This window comes from Methylobacterium sp. Leaf100 (assembly GCF_001422845.1).
Taxonomy (GTDB): Bacteria; Pseudomonadota; Alphaproteobacteria; order Rhizobiales; family Beijerinckiaceae; genus Methylobacterium.
Map to the genome: position 1 here is coordinate 202,651 of NZ_LMMW01000001.1, position 18,594 is coordinate 221,244.

Annotated in this window: 19 protein-coding genes; 5 read left to right on the forward strand and 14 right to left on the reverse strand. The window is 68.6% G+C overall.

Going from position 1 to position 18,594, the window contains the following annotated elements; translation table 11 throughout:
• The gene (locus ASF25_RS00865) at positions 1-1,374 is read left to right on the forward strand and encodes a hypothetical protein (protein WP_156368802.1); all 1,374 of its coding nucleotides are present in this window, start codon (positions 1-3) and stop codon (positions 1,372-1,374) included.
• Between the two features lie 9 nt (positions 1,375-1,383).
• Here the strand turns inward: ASF25_RS00865 and dapE are convergent, their stop codons facing one another.
• Positions 1,384-2,571: a succinyl-diaminopimelate desuccinylase gene (dapE, locus tag ASF25_RS00870; protein ID WP_056171825.1), complete on the reverse strand. Its 1,188-nt coding sequence runs from the start codon at positions 2,569-2,571 to the stop codon at positions 1,384-1,386.
• Positions 2,572-2,683: 112 nt separating this feature from the next.
• On the opposite strand from dapE, the gene moeB reads away from it, so the two are divergent.
• The gene (moeB, locus tag ASF25_RS00875; protein ID WP_056302709.1) at positions 2,684-3,460 is read left to right on the forward strand and encodes a molybdopterin-synthase adenylyltransferase MoeB; all 777 of its coding nucleotides are present in this window, start codon (positions 2,684-2,686) and stop codon (positions 3,458-3,460) included.
• 4 nt (positions 3,461-3,464) lie between these two features.
• On the opposite strand, the gene ASF25_RS00880 is transcribed toward moeB, so the two are convergent.
• The 8 genes from ASF25_RS00880 to ASF25_RS00915 form a co-directional block, all read right to left on the reverse strand.
• Complete coding sequence (locus ASF25_RS00880) at positions 3,465-4,304, reverse strand: DUF1186 domain-containing protein (protein WP_156368803.1); 840 nt, start codon at positions 4,302-4,304, stop codon at positions 3,465-3,467.
• Positions 4,305-4,328: 24 nt separating this feature from the next.
• On the reverse strand, positions 4,329-6,752 hold the full coding sequence (gene pheT, locus ASF25_RS00885) for a phenylalanine--tRNA ligase subunit beta (RefSeq protein WP_056302711.1): 2,424 nt from the start codon (positions 6,750-6,752) through the stop codon (positions 4,329-4,331).
• 107 nt (positions 6,753-6,859) lie between these two features.
• Positions 6,860-7,942 carry a phenylalanine--tRNA ligase subunit alpha gene (pheS, locus tag ASF25_RS00890; protein WP_056302713.1) on the reverse strand — a complete coding sequence of 361 codons (1,083 nt, stop codon included), beginning with the start codon at positions 7,940-7,942 and terminating at the stop codon, positions 6,860-6,862.
• A 199-nt stretch (positions 7,943-8,141) separates the two neighbouring features.
• Positions 8,142-8,516 carry a 50S ribosomal protein L20 gene (rplT, locus tag ASF25_RS00895; protein ID WP_056087037.1) on the reverse strand — a complete coding sequence of 125 codons (375 nt, stop codon included), beginning with the start codon at positions 8,514-8,516 and terminating at the stop codon, positions 8,142-8,144.
• A gap of 48 nt (positions 8,517-8,564) precedes the next feature.
• A complete protein-coding gene (gene rpmI, locus ASF25_RS00900) occupies positions 8,565-8,768 on the reverse strand; it encodes a 50S ribosomal protein L35 (protein ID WP_018044555.1) in 204 nt (67 codons plus the stop codon).
• Between the two features lie 175 nt (positions 8,769-8,943).
• A complete protein-coding gene (locus ASF25_RS00905) occupies positions 8,944-9,207 on the reverse strand; it encodes a hypothetical protein (protein ID WP_056266051.1) in 264 nt (87 codons plus the stop codon).
• A 5-nt stretch (positions 9,208-9,212) separates the two neighbouring features.
• A complete protein-coding gene (locus ASF25_RS00910) occupies positions 9,213-10,220 on the reverse strand; it encodes a hypothetical protein (RefSeq protein ID WP_056302715.1) in 1,008 nt (335 codons plus the stop codon).
• 52 nt (positions 10,221-10,272) lie between these two features.
• Positions 10,273-10,941 carry a YoaK family protein gene (locus ASF25_RS00915; RefSeq protein ID WP_056171836.1) on the reverse strand — a complete coding sequence of 223 codons (669 nt, stop codon included), beginning with the start codon at positions 10,939-10,941 and terminating at the stop codon, positions 10,273-10,275.
• A 168-nt stretch (positions 10,942-11,109) separates the two neighbouring features.
• On the opposite strand from ASF25_RS00915, the gene ASF25_RS00920 reads away from it, so the two are divergent.
• From ASF25_RS00920 to ASF25_RS00930, 3 genes are all read left to right on the forward strand, one after another.
• Positions 11,110-11,553 (forward strand): response regulator, encoded by a 444-nt coding sequence (locus ASF25_RS00920; protein WP_056171839.1) that lies wholly within the window; start codon positions 11,110-11,112, stop codon positions 11,551-11,553.
• Positions 11,554-11,575: 22 nt separating this feature from the next.
• Positions 11,576-11,944 carry a hypothetical protein gene (locus ASF25_RS00925; protein WP_056171840.1) on the forward strand — a complete coding sequence of 123 codons (369 nt, stop codon included), beginning with the start codon at positions 11,576-11,578 and terminating at the stop codon, positions 11,942-11,944.
• Between the two features lie 159 nt (positions 11,945-12,103).
• On the forward strand, positions 12,104-13,183 hold the full coding sequence (locus ASF25_RS00930) for an ROK family protein (RefSeq protein ID WP_056171842.1): 1,080 nt from the start codon (positions 12,104-12,106) through the stop codon (positions 13,181-13,183).
• Positions 13,184-13,283: 100 nt separating this feature from the next.
• Here ASF25_RS00930 and ASF25_RS00935 read toward each other — a convergent pair whose 3' ends face one another.
• The 5 genes from ASF25_RS00935 to ASF25_RS00955 all read right to left on the reverse strand — a co-directional run bounded on the left by ASF25_RS00935 (position 13,284) and on the right by ASF25_RS00955 (position 18,556).
• Positions 13,284-13,904, reverse strand: coding sequence for a DUF2939 domain-containing protein (locus ASF25_RS00935; protein ID WP_056302718.1), 621 nt, complete (start codon positions 13,902-13,904; stop codon positions 13,284-13,286).
• 40 nt (positions 13,905-13,944) lie between these two features.
• Positions 13,945-14,502, reverse strand: a complete 558-nt coding sequence (locus ASF25_RS00940; protein WP_244472853.1) for an RNA pyrophosphohydrolase — start codon at positions 14,500-14,502, stop codon at positions 13,945-13,947.
• Between the two features lie 69 nt (positions 14,503-14,571).
• The gene (locus ASF25_RS00945) at positions 14,572-15,783 is read right to left on the reverse strand and encodes a divergent polysaccharide deacetylase family protein (protein WP_056302720.1); all 1,212 of its coding nucleotides are present in this window, start codon (positions 15,781-15,783) and stop codon (positions 14,572-14,574) included.
• Positions 15,784-15,914: 131 nt separating this feature from the next.
• Entirely contained in the window at positions 15,915-17,234 is a 1,320-nt protein-coding gene (locus ASF25_RS00950; RefSeq protein WP_056171849.1) for a S41 family peptidase, read from the reverse strand.
• Positions 17,234-18,556, reverse strand: a complete 1,323-nt coding sequence (locus tag ASF25_RS00955; protein ID WP_056303137.1) for a peptidoglycan DD-metalloendopeptidase family protein — start codon at positions 18,554-18,556, stop codon at positions 17,234-17,236. Before ASF25_RS00955 ends, ASF25_RS00950 begins: the two co-directional genes overlap by 1 nt.
• Positions 18,557-18,594: the final 38 nt, after the last annotated feature.

Consider the following 18,594-nt stretch of genomic DNA (forward strand, 5'->3'; position numbering starts at 1 on the left):
ATGGAAACACCCCTGCGGGTCATCATCGTCGTTGCCTCCGCCTTCGCGGTCCTTTCACCCCTGATCTTCATTGCGATCCGAGAGGCCATCAAACGCCAGCGGCAGGAGACCATCAAGGATCTCGCCCTGGTTTTCGAGATCGCCGACCGGTCGAGCCCCTCCCTGATCCCATCCTTCGAATTTGTGAAGTACAAGTATTTCGTCGGCGCCAAGCGCCGCTCAGTGCCCGTCGTCACTCCGATGCAGCCTGGCACGGCAGTCCAAGACTTCCCGCGTCGGAAGGAAGACAACGCAACGCTCTCCTGGCTTATCGGCAGCATCCCGTTCAGCGTCCTGTCGGGGCTGGCGATGTTCTACGCTCTGTCGCTCCTCGTTTCGCTTTTGGCGCCTGCGGGAAGCGATGCGGCGGCGTTCCGCTGGCCGGGGGTGACTTACCCTACGCTCGACGGCATCGGGATGGTGTGGCTGCTTGGCCTGTGCGCAGCGTTCGCCGGCAGCTACATCACCGCCCTTCGCAATCTCTACCGAGCGATCAAGAACTTCGATCTCAGCCCCGGAACCCTCGTCGGTGAGACGATCCGGATGCTTTTGAGCGCGGTGCTCGCCCCGGTACTCGTCGTCGGCCTCTTCTGGATCGGCACTGAGGCGGTTCAAGCCCTGGTGACGAACGAGGCGACCCTGACCGCGCCATCCGTCATCGCGCTGGTGGTCGCCGCCAGCTTCATCGCGGGCGTGATGCCGGAGGTCGTCCTGCGGAGCATCATCCAGCGCGACAAATTACGGAACTTCAAGCGGGAGGAGGAGGTGTTCGAGGCGTTCAAGATCACGCCCGTGGAGATCATCGACGGCATCGACAGCGATATCCGCATCCGGATCGAGGATTATCATATCCACTCCACGCAGAACCTCGCCGCGGCCAACCCGTTGATGCTGTTCGTGGAGACACCCTATGGGGTCTATCAGATCATGGACTGGGTCGCCCAGGCGCAACTCTGTTGCTCGGTCGGGCGTGATCGCGTGATCCGGTTATGGCCCCTGGGCGTTCGGACCCTGTTCGACCTCGAGCGCCTCGCCGCTTCGGGCGAGGGTGCGAGCGAAGCCCTTCTCCTCGAAGTCGGACGGGTCATCCTGGGCGAGGGACTGGTCCCGAGGGAGATTGCCGAACGGCCGGCTGCGGTGGCCATGGTCCGGGCCAGCATCGAATTGCGCCTCGACGATCCCCACGTCCAGCGCCTGCGGCAGATCTACATCGCCGTGGGTGATCGCCTGGGCGCGAGCAGCCGGCGGTTTCGGTCGAGCCGCGTCAACTATCGGTGTCGCTACCGGTCCGGACACGGCTGGCTCTGCCGAAGTCTCAAGCGCCGAGCCGCCTGACGCGAACGGTCAAGCCGACGGCGCCGCGGCGGCGAAATACGCCGCGAGCACCCGCGTGTAGATTGCGGTGAGCCGGTTCAGGTCGGCCACCGCCACGCACTCGTCGGTCTGATGCATGGTCTCGCCGACGAGGCCGAACTCGATGACTGGGCAGGCATCCTTGATGAAACGGGCATCCGAGGTGCCGCCCGTGGTCGAGAGCTTCGGCACTCGACCGGTCTCCGTCTCGATGGCGGCGGAGACGAGGCTGGTGAAGGCGTCGGGCTCCGTGAGGAAGGCGGGGGAATTCGAGGGCTGCAGGTCGAGACTGTAGCGTACGCTGTTCCCGGCCGCCCGCTCCAGGCGTGCACGGATTTCGGCGCCGAGGGTCTCGGCGGTCCAGCCCTCGTTGAAGCGGATGTTGAAGGTCGCCCGCGCCTCCGCCGGGATCACGTTCGTTGCCGGATTGCCGACATCGAGGGTGGTGAATTCGAGGTTCGACGCATCGAAATGCCGGGTGCCGCCGTCGAGGGGCTCGGCCAGGAGCGCATCCGCGAGGCGCAGCATGCCGGGGATGGGATTCTCGGCCCGGTGCGGATAGGCGACGTGGCCTTGGCGGCCATGGACCGTGAGCTTGCCGGTGAGGGAGCCACGCCGTCCGATCTTGATCATGTCGCCGAGACGTTCGGGGTTCGTCGGCTCGCCGAGCAGGCAGTGATCGAAGCGCTCGCCGCGCGCGCGCGCCCATTCGAGCAGCTTCACCGTGCCGTTGACGGCCGGGCCCTCCTCGTCGCCGGTGATGAGGAAACCGAGGGAGCCCGAGAAGCCCGGCCCGACCGCGTCGAGATAATCGAGGGCGGCGGCGAGCATGCAGGCGATGCCGCCCTTCATGTCGACGGCGCCGCGCCCGTAGAGGAGGCCGTCGGCCACCGTTCCGGCGAACGGCCCGTGGCGCCAGGCGGCGACATCGCCCGTCGGCACCACGTCGGTGTGGCCGGCAAACAGCAGATAGGGTGCGCCGGTGCCGATGCGGGCGTAGAGATTGTCGATATCGGGCGTGCCGGGTTCGGAGAAGCGCGGCCGGTGGACCGTGAAGCCGGCCGATTCCAGAACTTCGCCGAGCCAAGCGAGGGCGCCGCCCTCCTCCGGCGTCACCGAGGGGCAGCGGATCAGGGCCTGGGCCAATGTGAGCGGCGAACGGTCGAGGGAATCGGACACGGCCAGAATCTCGCGGGGTCTCGGCGACTATCGCCACGGCCATAGGCGCCCGCCGGTGCCCGCGCAAATCGCGGGGCTTCCGATGTGCCCTCGCGGGCGTTATCTCCCGGTCATGGCCCTGTCATCCGATGAAGTCGAACGCTACGCCCGTCACCTCGTCCTGCGCGAGGTCGGCGGCCCGGGACAGGCCCGCCTCAAGGCGGCGCGCATCCTCGTGGTGGGGGCCGGCGGCCTCGGCGCGCCCCTGATCCAGTACCTCGCGGCCGCCGGCATCGGCACCATCGGGATCGTCGACGACGACATCGTCTCCCTGTCGAACCTGCAGCGGCAGGTGATCCACGGCACGCCCGATATCGGCCGGCCGAAGGTCGAGAGCGCCACGGACGCCGTGGGTCGCCTCAACCCGCACGTCGCCATTGAGGCCCACCCCTTCCGGCTGACGGCAGAGAACGCGGTGGAACTTGTCGCGGACTACGATCTCGTCGCCGACGGCTCGGACAATTTCGCGACGCGCTACGCCGTCTCGGATGCGTGTTTCCACGGCAAGCGCCCCCTGGTGACGGCGGCGCTCGGGCAGTTCGACGGGTCGCTGACGACCATCCGGGCCCACGAGACCGGGGCGGACGGGCGGCCGAACCCGACCTATCGCTGCCTTTTCCCGAGCCCCCCGCCACCCGGCTCCGTGCCGGCCTGCGCCGAGGCAGGGGTGCTCGGGGCGCTCGCCGGCATCATGGGCTCGCTCATGGCCTTGGAGGTCATCCGCGCTGTGACGGATTTCGGCGAGCCCCTGGTCGGGCGCCTGCTCATGGTCGATGCCCGCTCGATGCGGTTCGAAACCCTGGGTTATGCCTGGGACGACGCGAACCCGCTCAGCGGCGCGGCGCGGTGAGCCGTCAGGCGGCCTTGTCGAGGCAGCACTTCTTGAACTTCTTGCCGCTGCCGCACGGGCACGGATCGTTGCGCCCGACATCCTTGAACGGATTGCGCACGGGCTGGCCGGCATCCTCGGCCGTCCAGGCGAGGTCCGCGACGGGATCGTCGATGGTGCCGTAGCGGCGCGGATCGAAGCGGGCGAGGTCGTCCGGCTTGGCCTCGGCCTGACGCAGGGTGGTGCGGAACCACGGCGCGTCGCTGAATTCATCGGTGAGACGACCATCCTTGCGCGCGGCCGCCGAGCGGGGCGCCAGATCGCGAAACCCCAGCAGCGCGATGGTCTCCTCCCAACCGACCCAGCCGATATCACCCTCGACGGCGACGCGCTTGTCGTCGAAGCGCACGAGGAGGTCGTGGGTCGCCTGACGGTCGACGTGGCCGGTCTGGGTCAGGAAGGTCAGGGCCGCGAGGGCCTCGTTACGGACGAAATCGTCGAGGGTGCTGTCGAGGATGAGGCGGTGCAGCGGCGCCACCTCCCCGTCGAAGACGCTGACGAGGATACGGGCCAGCGTCGTCGTCACCGCGTCGCCCAGCAGGGCGTCGAGGGTATCCCCGTCCTGATGCAGCAGACGCACCAGGGGGGCGAACACACGGGTGTCGCGGGCGGCCGCGAGGACGTGGAGACCGTAGAACAGCAGGTTGGCGTCGGCCTCCGACACCTCGGCACCGTCCGCAGGCCCGGCCAGCACGCGCAGCACCTCGTCGGCGATGGCCTCCGGTGTTTCGACCGCGCGCCGAAGTTCGGCGGCCGGCAGGTACTCGGCCGCCGAGAGGGCATCGACGAGGGCACGGTCGATCATGGCGAGGCTCCGTTCTTCCGGGGTTCAGGCGCGCAGGGTCGCGCCGGTCTTGCGGCCGACCTCGGCGATGATCTTGGCCGTCACCGCCTCGATCTCCGCGTCGGTCAGGGTGCGTTCGACGGGCTGGAGCCGAACGGCGATGGCCACCGACTTCGCCCCCTCGGGAACGCCGACGCCCTCGTAGATGTCGAACACGTCGATGCCGGCGATGAGCTTGCGCTCGGCCCCTTGCGCCGCCTTCACCACGTCGCCCGCCGCCACGTCGCGGGGCACCACGAAGGCGAAGTCGCGCGAGACCGGCTGGAAGTCGGAGAGGGCCAGGGCCGGCTTCACCTTGGTCGGGCGATACTTCGGCAACGGCACGCCATCGAGGGTGATTTCGAAGGCGACGATCTGGCCCTTGAGGTCCAGCGCCTTCATCACGCGCGGGTGGATCTCACCGAAATACCCCACGGGGTTCTTCGGCCCGAACTGGAGGGTACCCGAGCGGCCGGGATGCAGCCAGTTCGGCCCGCCGGCGACCACCTGCAGGCCACCCGTGGGAATGCCGAAGGCGGCGAGCAGCGCCAGGGCATCGGCCTTGGCGTCGAACGCATCCACGGGGGCAGCGGCACCGTCCCAGTGGCGGCCACCGCCGAGATGGCCGGCGGTGGCACGGCGGATCGCTGTAGCGCGTGTGGTCTGACCTTCCGGCTGATCGTTCTCGAAGCACTGACCGACCTCGAACAGGGCGACGTCGGAGAGACCCCGGTCGGCATTGCGCTGGGCGGCGCGCAGCAGGCCGGGCACGAGGCTCGGGCGCATATCGGAGAGGTCAGCCGCAATGGGGTTGGCCAGCACCAGATCCGCCCGGCCGCCCCCGAACAGCACGGCGTCGTCATGAGGAATGAACGACCACGTCACGGCCTCGACGAGGCCGCGCGCGGCGAGTGCGCGCTTGGCGAGCCGCGTGCGCTTCTGGATCACCGTGAGCACGGCCTTACCGACCTGGGCCTCGATGCGCGCAAGAGGTTTCGGCTCGATGCGATCGAGACCGGCGATGCGGATGATCTCCTCGACGAGATCGGCCTTGCCCTCGACGTCGGCGCGCCAGGACGGGGTGAGCACCTTCACCCGGTCGCCGCTGCCGGCGACGTGGAAGCCCAAGGCTTCCAGGGTCACCTTCATCTCGGCGCGCGACAGTTCGAGGCCGGCCAGGCGCCGGGTCTCGGTCCAGGGGAAATCGATGACCCGCTCGGTCTCGGGCGGCTCGCCGACGATCACGGGCTGGCTCGGGGTGCCGCCGCAGATCTCGAGGACGAGGCGGGTGGCGAGATCGAGGCCCGGCAGGGTGAAGGCCGGGTCGACGCCGCGCTCGAAGCGGTAGCGCGCATCGGTGATGATTCCGAGGCGCCGGCCGCTCTGGGCGATGTTCACCGGGTCCCAGAGGGCGGATTCGATGAGGACATCGGTGGTGCCGGCGTCGCAACCGGACGCCTCCCCGCCGATGATGCCGCCGATGGATTCGACACCGTTGTCGTCGGCGATGACCACCGTGTCGTCCGTCAGCGCGTAGGTCTTGCCGTCGAGCGCCTTCAGGGCCTCGCCATCGCGGGCGCGGCGCACGGTGAGGCCGCCCGCCACCTTGGCGGCGTCGAAGACGTGCAGCGGCCGGCCCCGGTCGAACGTGAGATAGTTGGTGATGTCGACGAGGGCGTTGATCGGGCGCAGGCCGATGGCGCGCAGGCGGGCCTGCATCCAATCCGGCGAGGGGCCATTCGTGATGCCGCTCACGCGGCGCAGGGTGAAGTAGGGGCACAGGCCGCGGTCGGCCGGCTCGAAATCGAGGGTGACGGGAACCGGGCAGGCCCCCTCCCCCCGTACGGGCGGCTGGGGCGTGTGCTTGAGGCCACCGAGGCCGGTGGCGGCGAGATCGCGGGCGATGCCGTGGATCGAGGTGCAGTCGGCGCGGTTCGGCGTCAGGTTGATCTCGATGATCGGATCGTCGAGGCCGGCATAGACCGCGTAGGTCTGCCCCGTGGGCGCGTCCTCCGGCAGATCGAGGATGCCGTCGTGGTCGTCTCCGAGGCCGAGTTCGGCGCCCGAGCACAGCATGCCCCGGCTCTCGACGCCGCGGATGGTGCCCACCGACAGGGTGATGGCCTTGCCGGGCACGTAGGTGCCGGGGGGGGCGAACACGGTCTTCATGCCGGCGCGCGCATTCGGCGCACCGCAGACCACCTGTACCGGCTCCCCGTCGCCCGCATCCACGGAGCAGACGCGCAGGCGGTCGGCGTTGGGGTGCTGCTCGGCCGTGAGCACGTGGGCGATCACGTAGGGTTTCAGGCTCGCGGCCTTGTCCTCGATGCCTTCGACCTCGAGCCCGATGCGCGTGAGCGTCTCGGAGATCGTGTCGAGGGAGGCCTCGGCGTCGAGGTGATCCTTGAGCCAGGAGAGGGTGAATTTCATGACTTGCGTCCGTCGGCGCTCTCCGATCGGCCAGCGACTGGCGATCCGGCACCCATCAGGGTTGAGAAGGACGATCCGGGCAGCGCCCGGACCTTCGCGACATCACATCAGCCGGTCAGCCCGGCGACCAGGCTCGGGATATCCAGCGGCCGGAAACCGTAATGATCGAGCCAACGGACGTCCGCCTCGAAGAATGGGCGCAGGTCCGGCATGCCGTACTTGAGCATGGCGATACGATCGATGCCCATGCCGAAGGCGAAGCCCTGGATGCTGTCGGGGTCGAGGCCGCAATTGCGCAGGACGTTGGGATGGACCATCCCGCAGCCGAGGATCTCGAGCCAATCCGTGCCCTCGCCGAAGCGGATCTCGCCGCCTTTGCGCGAGCACTGGATGTCGACCTCGGCCGAGGGCTCGGTGAAGGGAAAGAACGACGGACGGAAGCGCATCTTCACGGCGTCGACCTCGAAGAAGGTCCGGCAGAACTCCTCCAGAACCCATTTGAGGTTGGCGATGTTGGCCGCCTTGTCGATGACGAGACCCTCGACCTGATGGAACATCGGCGTGTGGGTCTGGTCGGAATCGTGACGGTAGGTCCGTCCCGGGCAGATCACCCGGATCGGCGGCGCTTTCGACCGCATGGTGCGGATCTGCACCGGCGACGTGTGGGTGCGCAGCACCTTGCGCTGGCCGTTGCGGTCGGGCGCCAGGAAGAAGGTGTCGTGCATCTCGCGCGCCGGGTGGCCGGGCGGGAAGTTGAGAGCCGTGAAGTTGTAGTCGTCGGTCTCGATGTCGGGCCCTTCGGCGACGGAGAACCCCATATCGGCGAAGATCGCCGCGATCTCGTCCATGACTTGGCTGATGGGATGAATGCGGCCGCGCGCCTCCGGCGCCTCGCGCACGGGCAGGGTCACGTCGATGCGCTCGGCGGCGAGGCGTGCGGTGAGCGCCGCTTCGCCGAGGGCTTCGCGACGAGCGCCCAACGCGCCCTGCACGCGATCGCGCAACCCGTTGATGAGGGGCCCGCGCGCCTTGCGCTCGTCGGGCGTCATGGCGCCCAGGGTCTTGAGCAGTTCGGAGACCGAGCCCTTCTTCCCCAGCGCCGCCACGCGTACGGCGTCGAGGGCGGCCTCGTCGGACGCGGCGGCGACCTCTGCGAGAAGGTCACCTTCGAGGGTGTCGAGATCGGTCATCGGTTCAACTCACCGGCTGCGGCTCGACCACAGGATGGTCGGGCGATCATGGCGCGAGGGTTTTGCGGGTCGAGGCCGCCTTGGCAAGCCATCGCGCCCTGGAAAACCCGGCGCGCCCAGTAAAAACGAAAAGGCGCGGCGCCCGTGCGGGGCCGCGCCTTTTCTACAGAGTCCGACGCGAAGGCCGAACGAAGAAGATTCAAGCCGCCTTGGCGACGTCCTGCAGGGAGGCCTTGGCCTTCTCGACCACGGCGGCGAAAGTGGCCGGCTCATGGATGGCGAGCTCGGAGAGGGCCTTGCGGTCCACCTCGATGCCGGACTTGGACAGCGCGTTGATGAAGCGCGAATAGGTCAGGCCATGCTCACGGACGGCGGCGTTGAGACGCTGGATCCAGAGGGCGCGGAACGTGCGCTTCTTGTTCTTACGATCGCGGTAGGCATACTGCATGCCCTTCTCGACCGCCTGCTTGGCGATCCGGATCGTATTCTTGCGGCGACCGTAATAACCACGGGCGGCCTTGAGGACTTTCTTGTGCTTCGCGTGACTGGTCACGCCGCGCTTGACGCGGGCCATATGGAGTCTCCTGGATCAGAAAAAGCAGTTCGGCGGGTGAAAGAAGGCTTACCGGCTGTTCGGCAAAAAATACTTCTTCACGTTGGCGGCATCGCCCTCGAACAGGGTGGTGGTGCCGCGCAGGTTGCGGATCTGCTTCGTCGTCCGCTTGATCATCCCGTGGCGCTTACCGGCCTGGGCGTACATGACCTTGCCGGTGCCGGTGATCTTGAAGCGCTTCTTCGCGCCCGACTTGGTTTTCAGCTTGGGCATTTGGCTCTCCTGAACGCGCATGCACCCCGATCCGGGTTGGGATCGAAGGGATGCGCTCGGTTGATGCTTCTGATGGAGCAGCACGAACCGCCACGGCAGCCCGATCGGCCGGGCGGTTCAACGCGAGGCGGCGTATGACAGAAAAGCGACGCGGTTTCAATCCTGCGCGGGATCGTCAATCCCGCGCGAGGGCCAGGACCACATCGGTTTCCGTTACCGCCGCCATGGGCTTGGTGATCTTCACCGCACGGGTCGGCTGCCCCGGCGGCATGAGCAGGAGGATCGTTTCCATGCCGGGGCAGGCCGGATCGGCGCAAACGATCTCGTTCACCTTGACGATTCCCGCCGCGTCGAAGCCCGCGGCCTGTCGTGCCCAGGCGAGGATCGCCGCGCGCACCGCCGCATCGGCCTGTGGCTGTTTCCGCCCGAACAGCGCCATGGACGTCAGCCCGGAAGGGTGAGGAGGCCGGCGGCCCCGTCGCTGCAGCCGAAGCCCAGGCGGGCGCCGCGCGCGTCCCAGGCGAGGGCCGTGACGCCACTGCCCTTCACGGCCGGGCGCACCAACAGTTCGGACCCGTCGGCGAAACGCACGAGCAGGATGCAGCCGTCCTCGTACCCGATGGCGAGCACCAGGGCTTTGGGATGGAACGCCACCCGCGAGACCCGCGCCGGGCGCACGCCGCACTCGCGCGGGGCCTTGCCGGTGGGGCCTTCCTTCGAGTCGAACGGCCAGATGATGGCGGCTTCCGCGCCCCCGGTGGCGAGCCAGTCGCCATCGCCCGACCAGGCCACGGAGCGGACCTTGCCGGGATAGCCCGACATCCGCATGTGGCCGCGGTCGGGCTGGAGACGCCAGCCGTGCAGGGCGTTCTCCTGCATGGTGGTGACGACGAAGCGGCCGTCCGGCGACCAGGTCACGTCGATGTGCGAGCCCTTCCACTCGACGAAGTCGGGCGCGGTCTCGAGGTTCGGGTACCACAGGGTGGCGCCGTTGTAGTGCGAGACGGCCAGGCGGTAGCCCTTCGGCGCGAAGGCGAGGCCGCGCGCGGTGGATGGGGCGGCGAACACCTTCTCGCGGCCCTTGGCGTCGCGGGCCACGACGTTTCGTCCGGCGGCGTACGCGATGGCGCCGTCGGGATGGAGCGCCAGGGCGTCGATCCAGGCCCCGCCCTTGGCGACGGCCACCTCGACGACATCGCCCTCGGGCGATGTCGCCACCACGCGGCCGTCATCGCCCCCGGTCACGATCCGGCGTCCGTCACCGGCGGCGACCAGGATGGCGCCGTCCGGGTGCGATTCGATCCGTCGGAACTCGCCGCGGCCGGCCAGCAGCACGGCGCCGTCGCCCAGCGCCAGGGCCAGGGTGTCCTTCAACCACACGGCGGCGGTGACGTGAGCCCCGGCCGCGATGGGCGTGACGTGGTCGAGGAGGGAAGGTGCAGTCTCGGCCATCCGGCGGGGATCTCTCGTCACTCGGTTGCGATAGGCGCGCGGAGCCCGAGCCTCACAGGGCGGGTGCGCCGGAGACCGCACGCCGCGCCGTCAGGATCGTGGCGACGACGGCCAGGATGCCGGCGATGCCGGCAGGGATGGCGAGGGCATACAACGCCAAACGGCCGTAGGCGACCGTTCCGGCGAGGGATCCGACGAGAAGCGCGAGCCAGACCACCCCATCGCCGACCCAGGCGTAACGGGCGCCGCGCCTGGCGAGCGCCAAAGCGAGCTTCTGGCCGAAGCTGAACAGCGCGCCGGTGACGAAAGTGGTCCCGGCGCGAAAGCCCTGGACGTGGGACAGGACCGCGTTCTGCGCCCCCATGGCAAGCGCCAGCATCAGGGAGGCGAGGCCCGAATCCGGGGCGGCGACGGCAGCCTCGAAGGCAGCTGCGACGATTGCGGCCTCGAAGCCGAGAATCACCGGCGTGCTCCAGCGTGCGGGCGTCAGGGCCGAGAGGGCGCCGCCGCAGATTCCACCGAGGAGAAAAGCGAGGATGAGCAGGGCCGGCAGCCAGGCGAGGTGGGGCTGGCCGTGTCCGAGGGCGACGGCGAACTGGGTCGTGTTGCCGCTCATGAACGAGGTGTAGAGGCCACCGAGCCGAATGAAGCCGAGGGCGTCGACGTAGCCGGCCAGCGCCGTGAGGATCAGGCCGAAGCCGAGATGCCAGGGCCGGGTCACAGGCGCTGCCCCTTCGCGTTCACCACCGGGCCGGCAGGGTTAAAGCTTTGCTCACCAAGTCCGCGCAATTGGAGTGAACGCACTCGAACATCGCGCCGCTGCGGTCCGTTGGTTGGGTGATCCGGTACGGGACCATGCGTCCCCCGCCGGGTGAGTAGGAGTTGCGTCATGATCCCATTCGCCTGCGCCGCCCTCGCCCTGCCCAGCTTCACCCCGTCCGTCTTCGGCTCCTGCGGGATCGCCGAGACCGTGCTCATCGTCGAGGACGAGATCATGGTCTGCGAGCTTGCCGCCGAGGCGCTTCTGGAGGAAGGCTATCGCGTTCTCACCGCGTCCGATGCGGATGAAGCGGAGGGCATCCTGGCCCGTGAGCGGGTCGATCTGCTCTTCACCGATATCGATCTGGCCCGCAACACGAACGGTCTCGCCCTGGCTCAGCGTGCCCGCCGGGTTCGCCCCGACCTGCCCGTCGTCTACACCTCGGGCGGACGCGGCCATCTTGCCCACGGCGACGCCGTGACGGACTCGGTGTTCGTACCGAAGCCCTATCGCCTCAGCGCCCTCGTGGCCCTGGCCAACGACATCCTGCGCTCACCCGCCCACCACGCCTGAGCGCCAGCCCCCGGACCCACCGATGCGCACCATCCTCACCACCCTCGCCTTCGTGATCGCCTCCACGGGCGTCGCTTCCGCCTGCGACGTGAAGGCAGCCAAGCTCGAAGAGGCCATCGCGGCGAAGAGCCAGCTGCGCGAGGCGGCCAACAAGCAGACCGTGCGCGATCTTCGTACCCTGCGCGACGCCGCCATCGTGCTCGAGACCTACCAGTACGGTCCCGAGTGCGAACGCCTCGTCGCGATCGTCAAGGCGCTCGCGGCCAATCCCGCAAAGGCAATCGAGCGCGGCGGCGACACCGACGAGGAGAAGGCCGAGGAGGTTCTGGAAACCCGCGAGCCGAAGGCCCCCCCGGCCGAGGCCGCGCCGGCCGCGCCGAAGGCGAACTGACGACCCGATATCCAGGCCGGCCCACCCCTGGGGGTGCGGTCGGCTTCCCATGCCCCGGGCGCCGCGTTAGGACCGCGGCGCCCGCTCGCGCGTTCCGCCATCCCTTACGGTGGATGCCGCGTCGCGGGGCGACCGCGTATCCAGGGGCAGCGTATCGGCATGGCGACGGACATCCTCACCCGCGAGGCGGGCATCGCACATGCCGCCCATCGACTGCCTTCGGTGATCGTCGACGACTACAACAGCGAATTGAAGGCCGACGACGGGTTCGTCGGCGACAAGGTCTCGAAGAAGGCGTTTCGCGAGATCCTGGAAACGTGGCGGGAAACCCTGCGCAAGGCCGGCCCCGATCCTTTCGGCGACAAGCCCAGTGCCGACCTCAGCAAGAAGGCGCTCGATCGGGCGCTGGACGGCAGCGATCCCTTGAGCTCCGGCCTGATCTTCAGCGCCATCGAGGAGTTCGCCCAGGAACTCGCGCGTGTGGTGCGCCGCTTCCTGCGTCAGAAGGGCTGGCGTGACACGGAGAGCATCGTGGTCGGGGGCGGCTTCAGCGACAGCCGCGTCGGGCACCTCGCCATCGCCCGGGCCGGTGTGCTCCTGCGGGCCGCCGGCCTCGATCTAACCCTGGAGCCGATCCGCCACCACCCCGACGAAGCCGGCCTCATCGGGTCGGTCCACCTCGCACCGGCCTGGATCTTCGCCGGATACGACAGCCTGCTCGCCGTCGATATCGGCGGCACCAACATCCGCGCCGGGGTCGTCGCGACGAACCTCCGCAAGGCGCCCGACCTGTCCCGGAGCGCGGTCTGGCGCTCCGAGATCTGGCGTCACCGCGACGAGGATCCGGCACCGACCCGCGACGCCGCCGTGGATCGGCTCATCGGGATGCTCAACGACCTGATCCGGCGAGCGGGCCGGGCCAATCTCACGTTGGCGCCCTTCATCGGCATCGGCTGCCCCGGCGTTATCGAAGCGGACGGCACCATCGACCGCGGTGGACAGAACCTGCCCGGCAACTGGGAGAGCGACCGCTTCAACCTCGCCGAGCGCCTCGTCGCGGCGATCCCGCGGATCGGCGACCACGCCACCATGGTGGTGATGCACAACGATGCCGTCGTGCAGGGCCTGAGCGAGGTGCCGTACCGACAGGAGGTGACGCGCTGGGGCATCCTCACCATCGGCACCGGCCTGGGCAACGCTCGCTTCACCAACCGGAACGCCGACGATGCGGCTGCCTGAGAGATAGGCCTGAGAAGCTGGCTCTGGCGAAGCGAACACTCGGATCCGGCCCAACCAAACCGGGGCCAGTAACCGGTCCTATATCCCTGGCACCCTCGCCTTAACGGCTCCGCCCCGTACGGGCGAGCTTCTGCGCGATCCGCTCGCGCAATTCCTCGGGTAGCTCGATGTCCACGAGGCGCCATGTCCAGCCGCGCAGGCGCAGGCGCAGGCGGAATCGGCGATCCCGCGTCGCGTCGGGCGGGACCGGAATGACCACGGTGCGAAAGCCGCGCATCTCGGAGGACAGGTAGAACGGGATGAGCCGGCGGAAGCCCTCGGCATGCAGCCCGGGCTTGCGCAGGTCGGCGGGTGTGTCTCCTTGCCGGGGCTCCGGAGGGCCGAGGTCGATGGATTGGGGCCAGCCGTCGTCGAGGAGGTCGACCACGGTTTGGGGCGTCACCAGGGACTCGGCGATGGGGATTGCGAGGGCCACCAGGGCATCGGTCACGCGCTGGCGCTCGCGCGGTTCCGCACCGCCCGTTTCGCCACGGGCCTGCGCGGCGGCGGCGGCCTGTCGGATCACCGACAGCCGCAGGGTGCGGAAGTTCACGTGGCGCTCGATATAGGCCACGTCATGCGCCTGCACGGCACGGGCGAGGTCGTAGAGCGCCCAGAACGGCGTCAGGGTGAACACGAACCAGCACAGCGCCAGTACAACGGGGATCGACCACCAGCGCATCGGTGGCAGCCTTACCGGCGAGCCGGGAGAGTGCTGGAGCTCACGCCGGAACGCACCAGTCGGTCAAACCACCGAACGCCGCGACCACACCCTCGTAGATGGGCCGTTTGAACGGCACGATGAGGTCCGGCAATCCAGCCATGGGTTGCCACCGCCAAGCATCGAACTCGGACGCGTGGGCACCCCCACCGGGTGACGCGACATCGATCTCGCTGTCGTCGCCGAGGAAACCGAAGGCGAACCACCTCTGCGTCTGCCCGCGATAACGCCCCTTCCAGGCCTGCTTCATCACCGCTGGCGGAAGATCGTAGGTCAGCCAGTCGGGCGCTTCGGCCAGCAGCCGGACGGAGCCGGGTGCGACGTTGGTTTCCTCGTAGAGTTCACGCAAGGCCGCATCCTTGGGGGCCTCGCCGGGGTCAATCCCGCCCTGCGGCATCTGCCAGGCACGGCCATCGGCAACGTGTTCCGGACCGGCATCGGCGCGGCGACGACCGATGAATACGAGACCGGTGCGTGCGATCAACGTGATCCCGACGCAGGGGCGGTACGGCAATCCGGTGCCGTCGTCGTTCGGGAGGGCTGTCATCGGCGCGACCATAGGGCACCCCATCCCCGCGCCGCAACGCACGATGGCGGCACGATGCGAAGAATCGTATCGGCCCGACACTCAGGGCGCGGCGCTGCTGAGGCGGGCGCTCCCCGAAGCCGCACGCAGGGCGACGCTCACGGGCACGAGCCGCACGCCGCGTGCTTCGAGGTCCTTCGACCAACGCGCGATCCGGTCGATGGTCATCGGCATCGCGGTGGCGGACACCAGGACGAAGCCCTTGGCACGGGCCTGCGCTTCGGCCCGCGCGAGTTCCCGATCAATGGCCTCGGGCCGGGGCAGGGCGTCGAGGACGAACTCGGCCCGTGCCACAGGAACCTTCGCCTTGGCACCGAGGGTGGTGGCTATGGAACGCGGCGAGGTGCCGTCGTCGACGTAGCCGAGACCGCGCGCGGCGATCTCGCGCAGCACCGGCTCGAAGGCGGCGGCATCGCTCGTCAGCTTGGCGCCCATGTAGTTGACGATGCCGACGAAGCCTTGGAAGCGGCTCATGGCCCAGGCAAGCCGGTCGAGGTTCTCCGGCGGACGCGCGGTCGTAAGCAGGGTCTGTGGCCCCGGATCGCTGTCGGGATAGTCGAACGGCTCCATGGGTGCCTGAAGAAGCGCCTCGTGGCCGGCTTCCCGGGCGCGCGCCACGGTCCGTTCGAGGTCGCCGCCGTAGGGGGCGAAGGCGAAGCTGACCTCCGGCGGCAGCCGGGTGATGGCACTGGCGGTGGCGGCCTGCCCGATGCCGAGCCCCGACACCAGGATGGCGATGCGTGGGCCGGTGGTCCCGGGATCGGGCCGGGCATAAACGTCGAGGGGGCGGATTCGCCCTTCGCCGAGGCGCGGCACGCTGCCGTGGCGTCCGCGCTCGACGAGGCGCGGGTCGGGGGCGGACGCGAGCTTGACCGGTGCCGCATCGGGAACACGGATCACCACGGCGTCGCTCGGCGCATTGCCGCCGCCCGCGCGCACCACGGTGACACCGGAGGCGGTCTCGACGGCATCGGCCGAGCGCTGGGCTGCGACCGGTTTCTCGGGCACCGGGACCGCAGCGGTCGGCACGGGTGGCGGGTCGCGCAGGGCGATGGTGGCGACGGCCACCGGCTCGCCTCCCTGCGGATCGCCGACGGCGCCGAGGATGCTCAGGCCACCGACGAGGCCGAGGACGAGGCCCCCTGTCACCATCCGTGGGGTCAGGTACGTGGCGTTGAGGCTGCGAAGGCGCTCCCGTGGGGTTCGCTTGGCGCCGAGAGGCCGGGTCAGGATGTCGTCGGAGGCCACGCTCAGCCGCTTCCCTCAGGGTCGGGACGAGAACGGCAACCGCCTCCCGAAACGAAAGCGGCCCCCGATATCGGTTCTGAACCGACATTGGGGGCCGCCATGGTTAACGCTTCCCTAAAGAGCGACCGTGTGCCGGCTCAGTTCGGAACCGTCGTCTTGGTGTTGGACGCACCCTTCTGGATGCCGCGCAGGTAGTCGAAGGCGGCCGTGAGCTGCTTGTCCTTGGCCGGGTCGGGCGGAACGTAGGCGGAGGATCCACCGCGCTCCTCGACGTCCTTCTGCTTGAGGTGGCCCTTCAGGCCGGCCTCGCCCTTGGTCTCGTCCTTGCCCTTGAGCTCGTCCGGCACCTCCTGCAGCACCTCCTGATCCGGCTCGATGCCCTTGGCCTGGATCGAGCGACCCGACGGGGTGTAGTAGCGTGCCGTGGTCAAGCGCAGGGCGCCGCTGCCGCCGAGCGGAATGATCGACTGCACCGAGCCCTTGCCGAACGAGCGGGTGCCGAGCACCGTCGCGCGCTTATGATCCTGCAGAGCGCCGGCCACGATCTCGGAGGCCGAGGCCGAGCCGCCGTTGACCAGTACGACGATGGGCTTGCCCTTGGTCAGATCACCGGATTTCGCCGAGAAGCGCTGCGTCTCGTCGGGATTGCGGCCGCGGGTCGAGACGATCTCGCCGCGATCGAGGAACGCGTCGGAGACCATCACGGCCTGATCGAGGAGGCCGCCCGGATTGTTGCGCAGATCGAGGACGTAGCCCTTGAGCTTGTCGGCGCCGATCTCGCCGTTGAGCTTGTCGATGGCCGACCGCAGCCCGTCGAAGGTCTGTTCGTTGAACTGGGTCAGGCGGATGTAGCCGACGTCGCCGCCCTCGGCGCGCGAGCGCACGGGCTTGATCTTGATCACGTCGCGGTTGAGCACGACCTCGATGGGGTCCTTCGACTCCTTGCGGCTGATCTTGAGCTTGACCGGCGAGTTCACCGGGCCACGCATCTTGTCCACCGCCTGATTCAGGGTGAGTCCCTGGACCTGATCCTCGTCGATCTGGGTGATCACGTCGTTGGAAAGGATGCCGGCCTTCGACGCGGGCGTATCGTCGATGGGGGTGACGACCTTGATCAGACCGTCTTCCATGGTGACCTCGATACCGAGACCGCCGAACTCGCCGCGGGTCTGCACCTGCATGTCGCGGAAGCTCTTCGAGTCCATGTAGCTCGAATGCGGATCGAGCGACGTGAGCATGCCGTTCACCGCCGCCTCGATGATCTTGGCCTCGTCGGGCTTCTCGACGTAGTCGGTGCGGACCTTCTCGAACACGTCGCCGAACAGGCTCAGTTGGCGATAGGTCTCGGCCGAGGCCGCCACGGCGCTGGTCCCCGACAGCAGGCGGGTCTGGGTCGCGACCATGGAGGACCCGACGCCGATGAACGCGCCGAGGAGAACGAGGGAAACCTTGCGCATTATCCGCGAACCTTCTCGCTGGGGCTTTTGGCCCACCAAGGCTCCGGATCGATGGAGCCGCCGTCTTTTCTGAACTCGACGTATAACACCGGATCGCCGCCGGCCGGGGTCGTACCCGCACCGCCCTCGCCCATGGCCGCCACGGGCTCGCCCGCCAGGACGAACTGGCCGACCTCGACGTCGATCTGATCCATCCCCGCCAGCAGTAGATAGTAGCCATCGCCGGCATTGATGATCAAGAGTCGGCCATACGACCGAAACTGGCCGGCGAAGGAGACCCAGCCATCGGCCGGTGACGAAACCACGGCTTTGGGTCGGGTGGTGAGCGAAATGCCGCGGGTGGTGGTACCATTGCCGTCGGGCTGGTTGAAGCCGCGCGTCAGTACTCCGCTCACCGGTCGAGGCAGATCGCCGCGCGTGTCCGCGAACCGAACCTTGGGGGCGAGGCGCGCCGGGTCGCGGATACCGGCGGCGGCGAAGCGCTCCTGCGTGGCGCGCGCCTCCCGGGTCTCGGCCGCACGCGCCTCGTCCGCCGCACGGCGTGCCGAGGCCACCTCGCCTTCCATCCGCTCCAGGAGTTCCTTGAGGGTGCGGGCCTGGAGGCCGAGTTCGGCGGTGCGTGAGCGTTCGGTCGCCAAGCCGCTCTCCACCTCGGCCAGCCGCGCCTTTCGGGCAGCCATAAGGCCGTTGAGGCGCTGCTGCTCCCGCGCCCATCCGGCGAGATCGTTCTTCAAACCCTCGCGATCGGCGGCGATGAGACCTTTCAGGCGCACGAGTTCGGTGAGGTCGGCCGCCAAGGTCTCGGCTTCGCCGCGCAGTTCGGGCACCACGGCACCGAGCAACATCGAAGTTCGGATAACGGCGAGCACGTCCTCGGGACGCACCAGCACCGCGGGAGGCGGCCGACGACCCATGCGCTGGAGGGCTGCGAGGATCTCGGCGATGACGCCGCGCCGCCCATCCAGCGACCGGCGGATGGCCGCCTCGGAGGCCCCAAGGGTCTTGAGACGCTCTTCCAACCGGGTCATCCGGTCTTCCGTCGCCTGAGCCTGACGGGTCGCATCCAGGAGGGCCGTATTGAATTTGGCCCGGTCGCCACCGATGGATGCGATCTCGGCCTCAAGTTGCGCACGCGTCCCCGTCGAGGCCGCGAGTGCCTCCTCGATGCGCTTCAAGTTCTCGGCACGTCGGTTCTTTTCCTCGACGGCTTTCTGAACCGCATCCGGTTCGGCAGCCGGTGACTTGGCGCTTGGGTCTTTCGGAGTCACTTCCCTGGCAGACTCTTGCCTGGCAGATTCCTGCGCCGCAGCCGGCGTGGTCACGGCGAGGCCGGTCAGGGCGAGCACGCATAAGCTGCGCC

Excerpts from the sequence above, each read along its gene's own strand:
- ASF25_RS00950 (WP_056171849.1), bottom strand. The coding sequence starts at position 17,234 with ATGCGCAAGGTTTCCCTCGTTCTCCTCGGCGCGTTCATCGGCGTCGGG.
- rpmI (WP_018044555.1), bottom strand. The coding sequence starts at position 8,768 with ATGCCCAAGCTGAAAACCAAGTCGGGCGCGAAGAAGCGCTTCAAGATC.
- ASF25_RS00920 (WP_056171839.1), top strand. The coding sequence starts at position 11,110 with ATGATCCCATTCGCCTGCGCCGCCCTCGCCCTGCCCAGCTTCACCCCG.
- ASF25_RS00940 (WP_244472853.1), bottom strand. The coding sequence starts at position 14,502 with ATGGTCGCGCCGATGACAGCCCTCCCGAACGACGACGGCACCGGATTG.
- ASF25_RS00905 (WP_056266051.1), bottom strand. The coding sequence starts at position 9,207 with ATGGCGCTGTTCGGGCGGAAACAGCCACAGGCCGATGCGGCGGTGCGC.
- pheT (WP_056302711.1), bottom strand. The coding sequence starts at position 6,752 with ATGAAATTCACCCTCTCCTGGCTCAAGGATCACCTCGACGCCGAGGCC.
- ASF25_RS00865 (WP_156368802.1), top strand. The coding sequence starts at position 1 with ATGGAAACACCCCTGCGGGTCATCATCGTCGTTGCCTCCGCCTTCGCG.
- ASF25_RS00925 (WP_056171840.1), top strand. The coding sequence starts at position 11,576 with ATGCGCACCATCCTCACCACCCTCGCCTTCGTGATCGCCTCCACGGGC.
- ASF25_RS00935 (WP_056302718.1), bottom strand. The coding sequence starts at position 13,904 with ATGCGCTGGTGGTCGATCCCCGTTGTACTGGCGCTGTGCTGGTTCGTG.
- ASF25_RS00880 (WP_156368803.1), bottom strand. The coding sequence starts at position 4,304 with ATGATCGACCGTGCCCTCGTCGATGCCCTCTCGGCGGCCGAGTACCTG.
- ASF25_RS00910 (WP_056302715.1), bottom strand. The coding sequence starts at position 10,220 with ATGGCCGAGACTGCACCTTCCCTCCTCGACCACGTCACGCCCATCGCG.
- pheS (WP_056302713.1), bottom strand. The coding sequence starts at position 7,942 with ATGACCGATCTCGACACCCTCGAAGGTGACCTTCTCGCAGAGGTCGCC.
- rplT (WP_056087037.1), bottom strand. The coding sequence starts at position 8,516 with ATGGCCCGCGTCAAGCGCGGCGTGACCAGTCACGCGAAGCACAAGAAA.
- moeB (WP_056302709.1), top strand. The coding sequence starts at position 2,684 with ATGGCCCTGTCATCCGATGAAGTCGAACGCTACGCCCGTCACCTCGTC.
- ASF25_RS00930 (WP_056171842.1), top strand. The coding sequence starts at position 12,104 with ATGGCGACGGACATCCTCACCCGCGAGGCGGGCATCGCACATGCCGCC.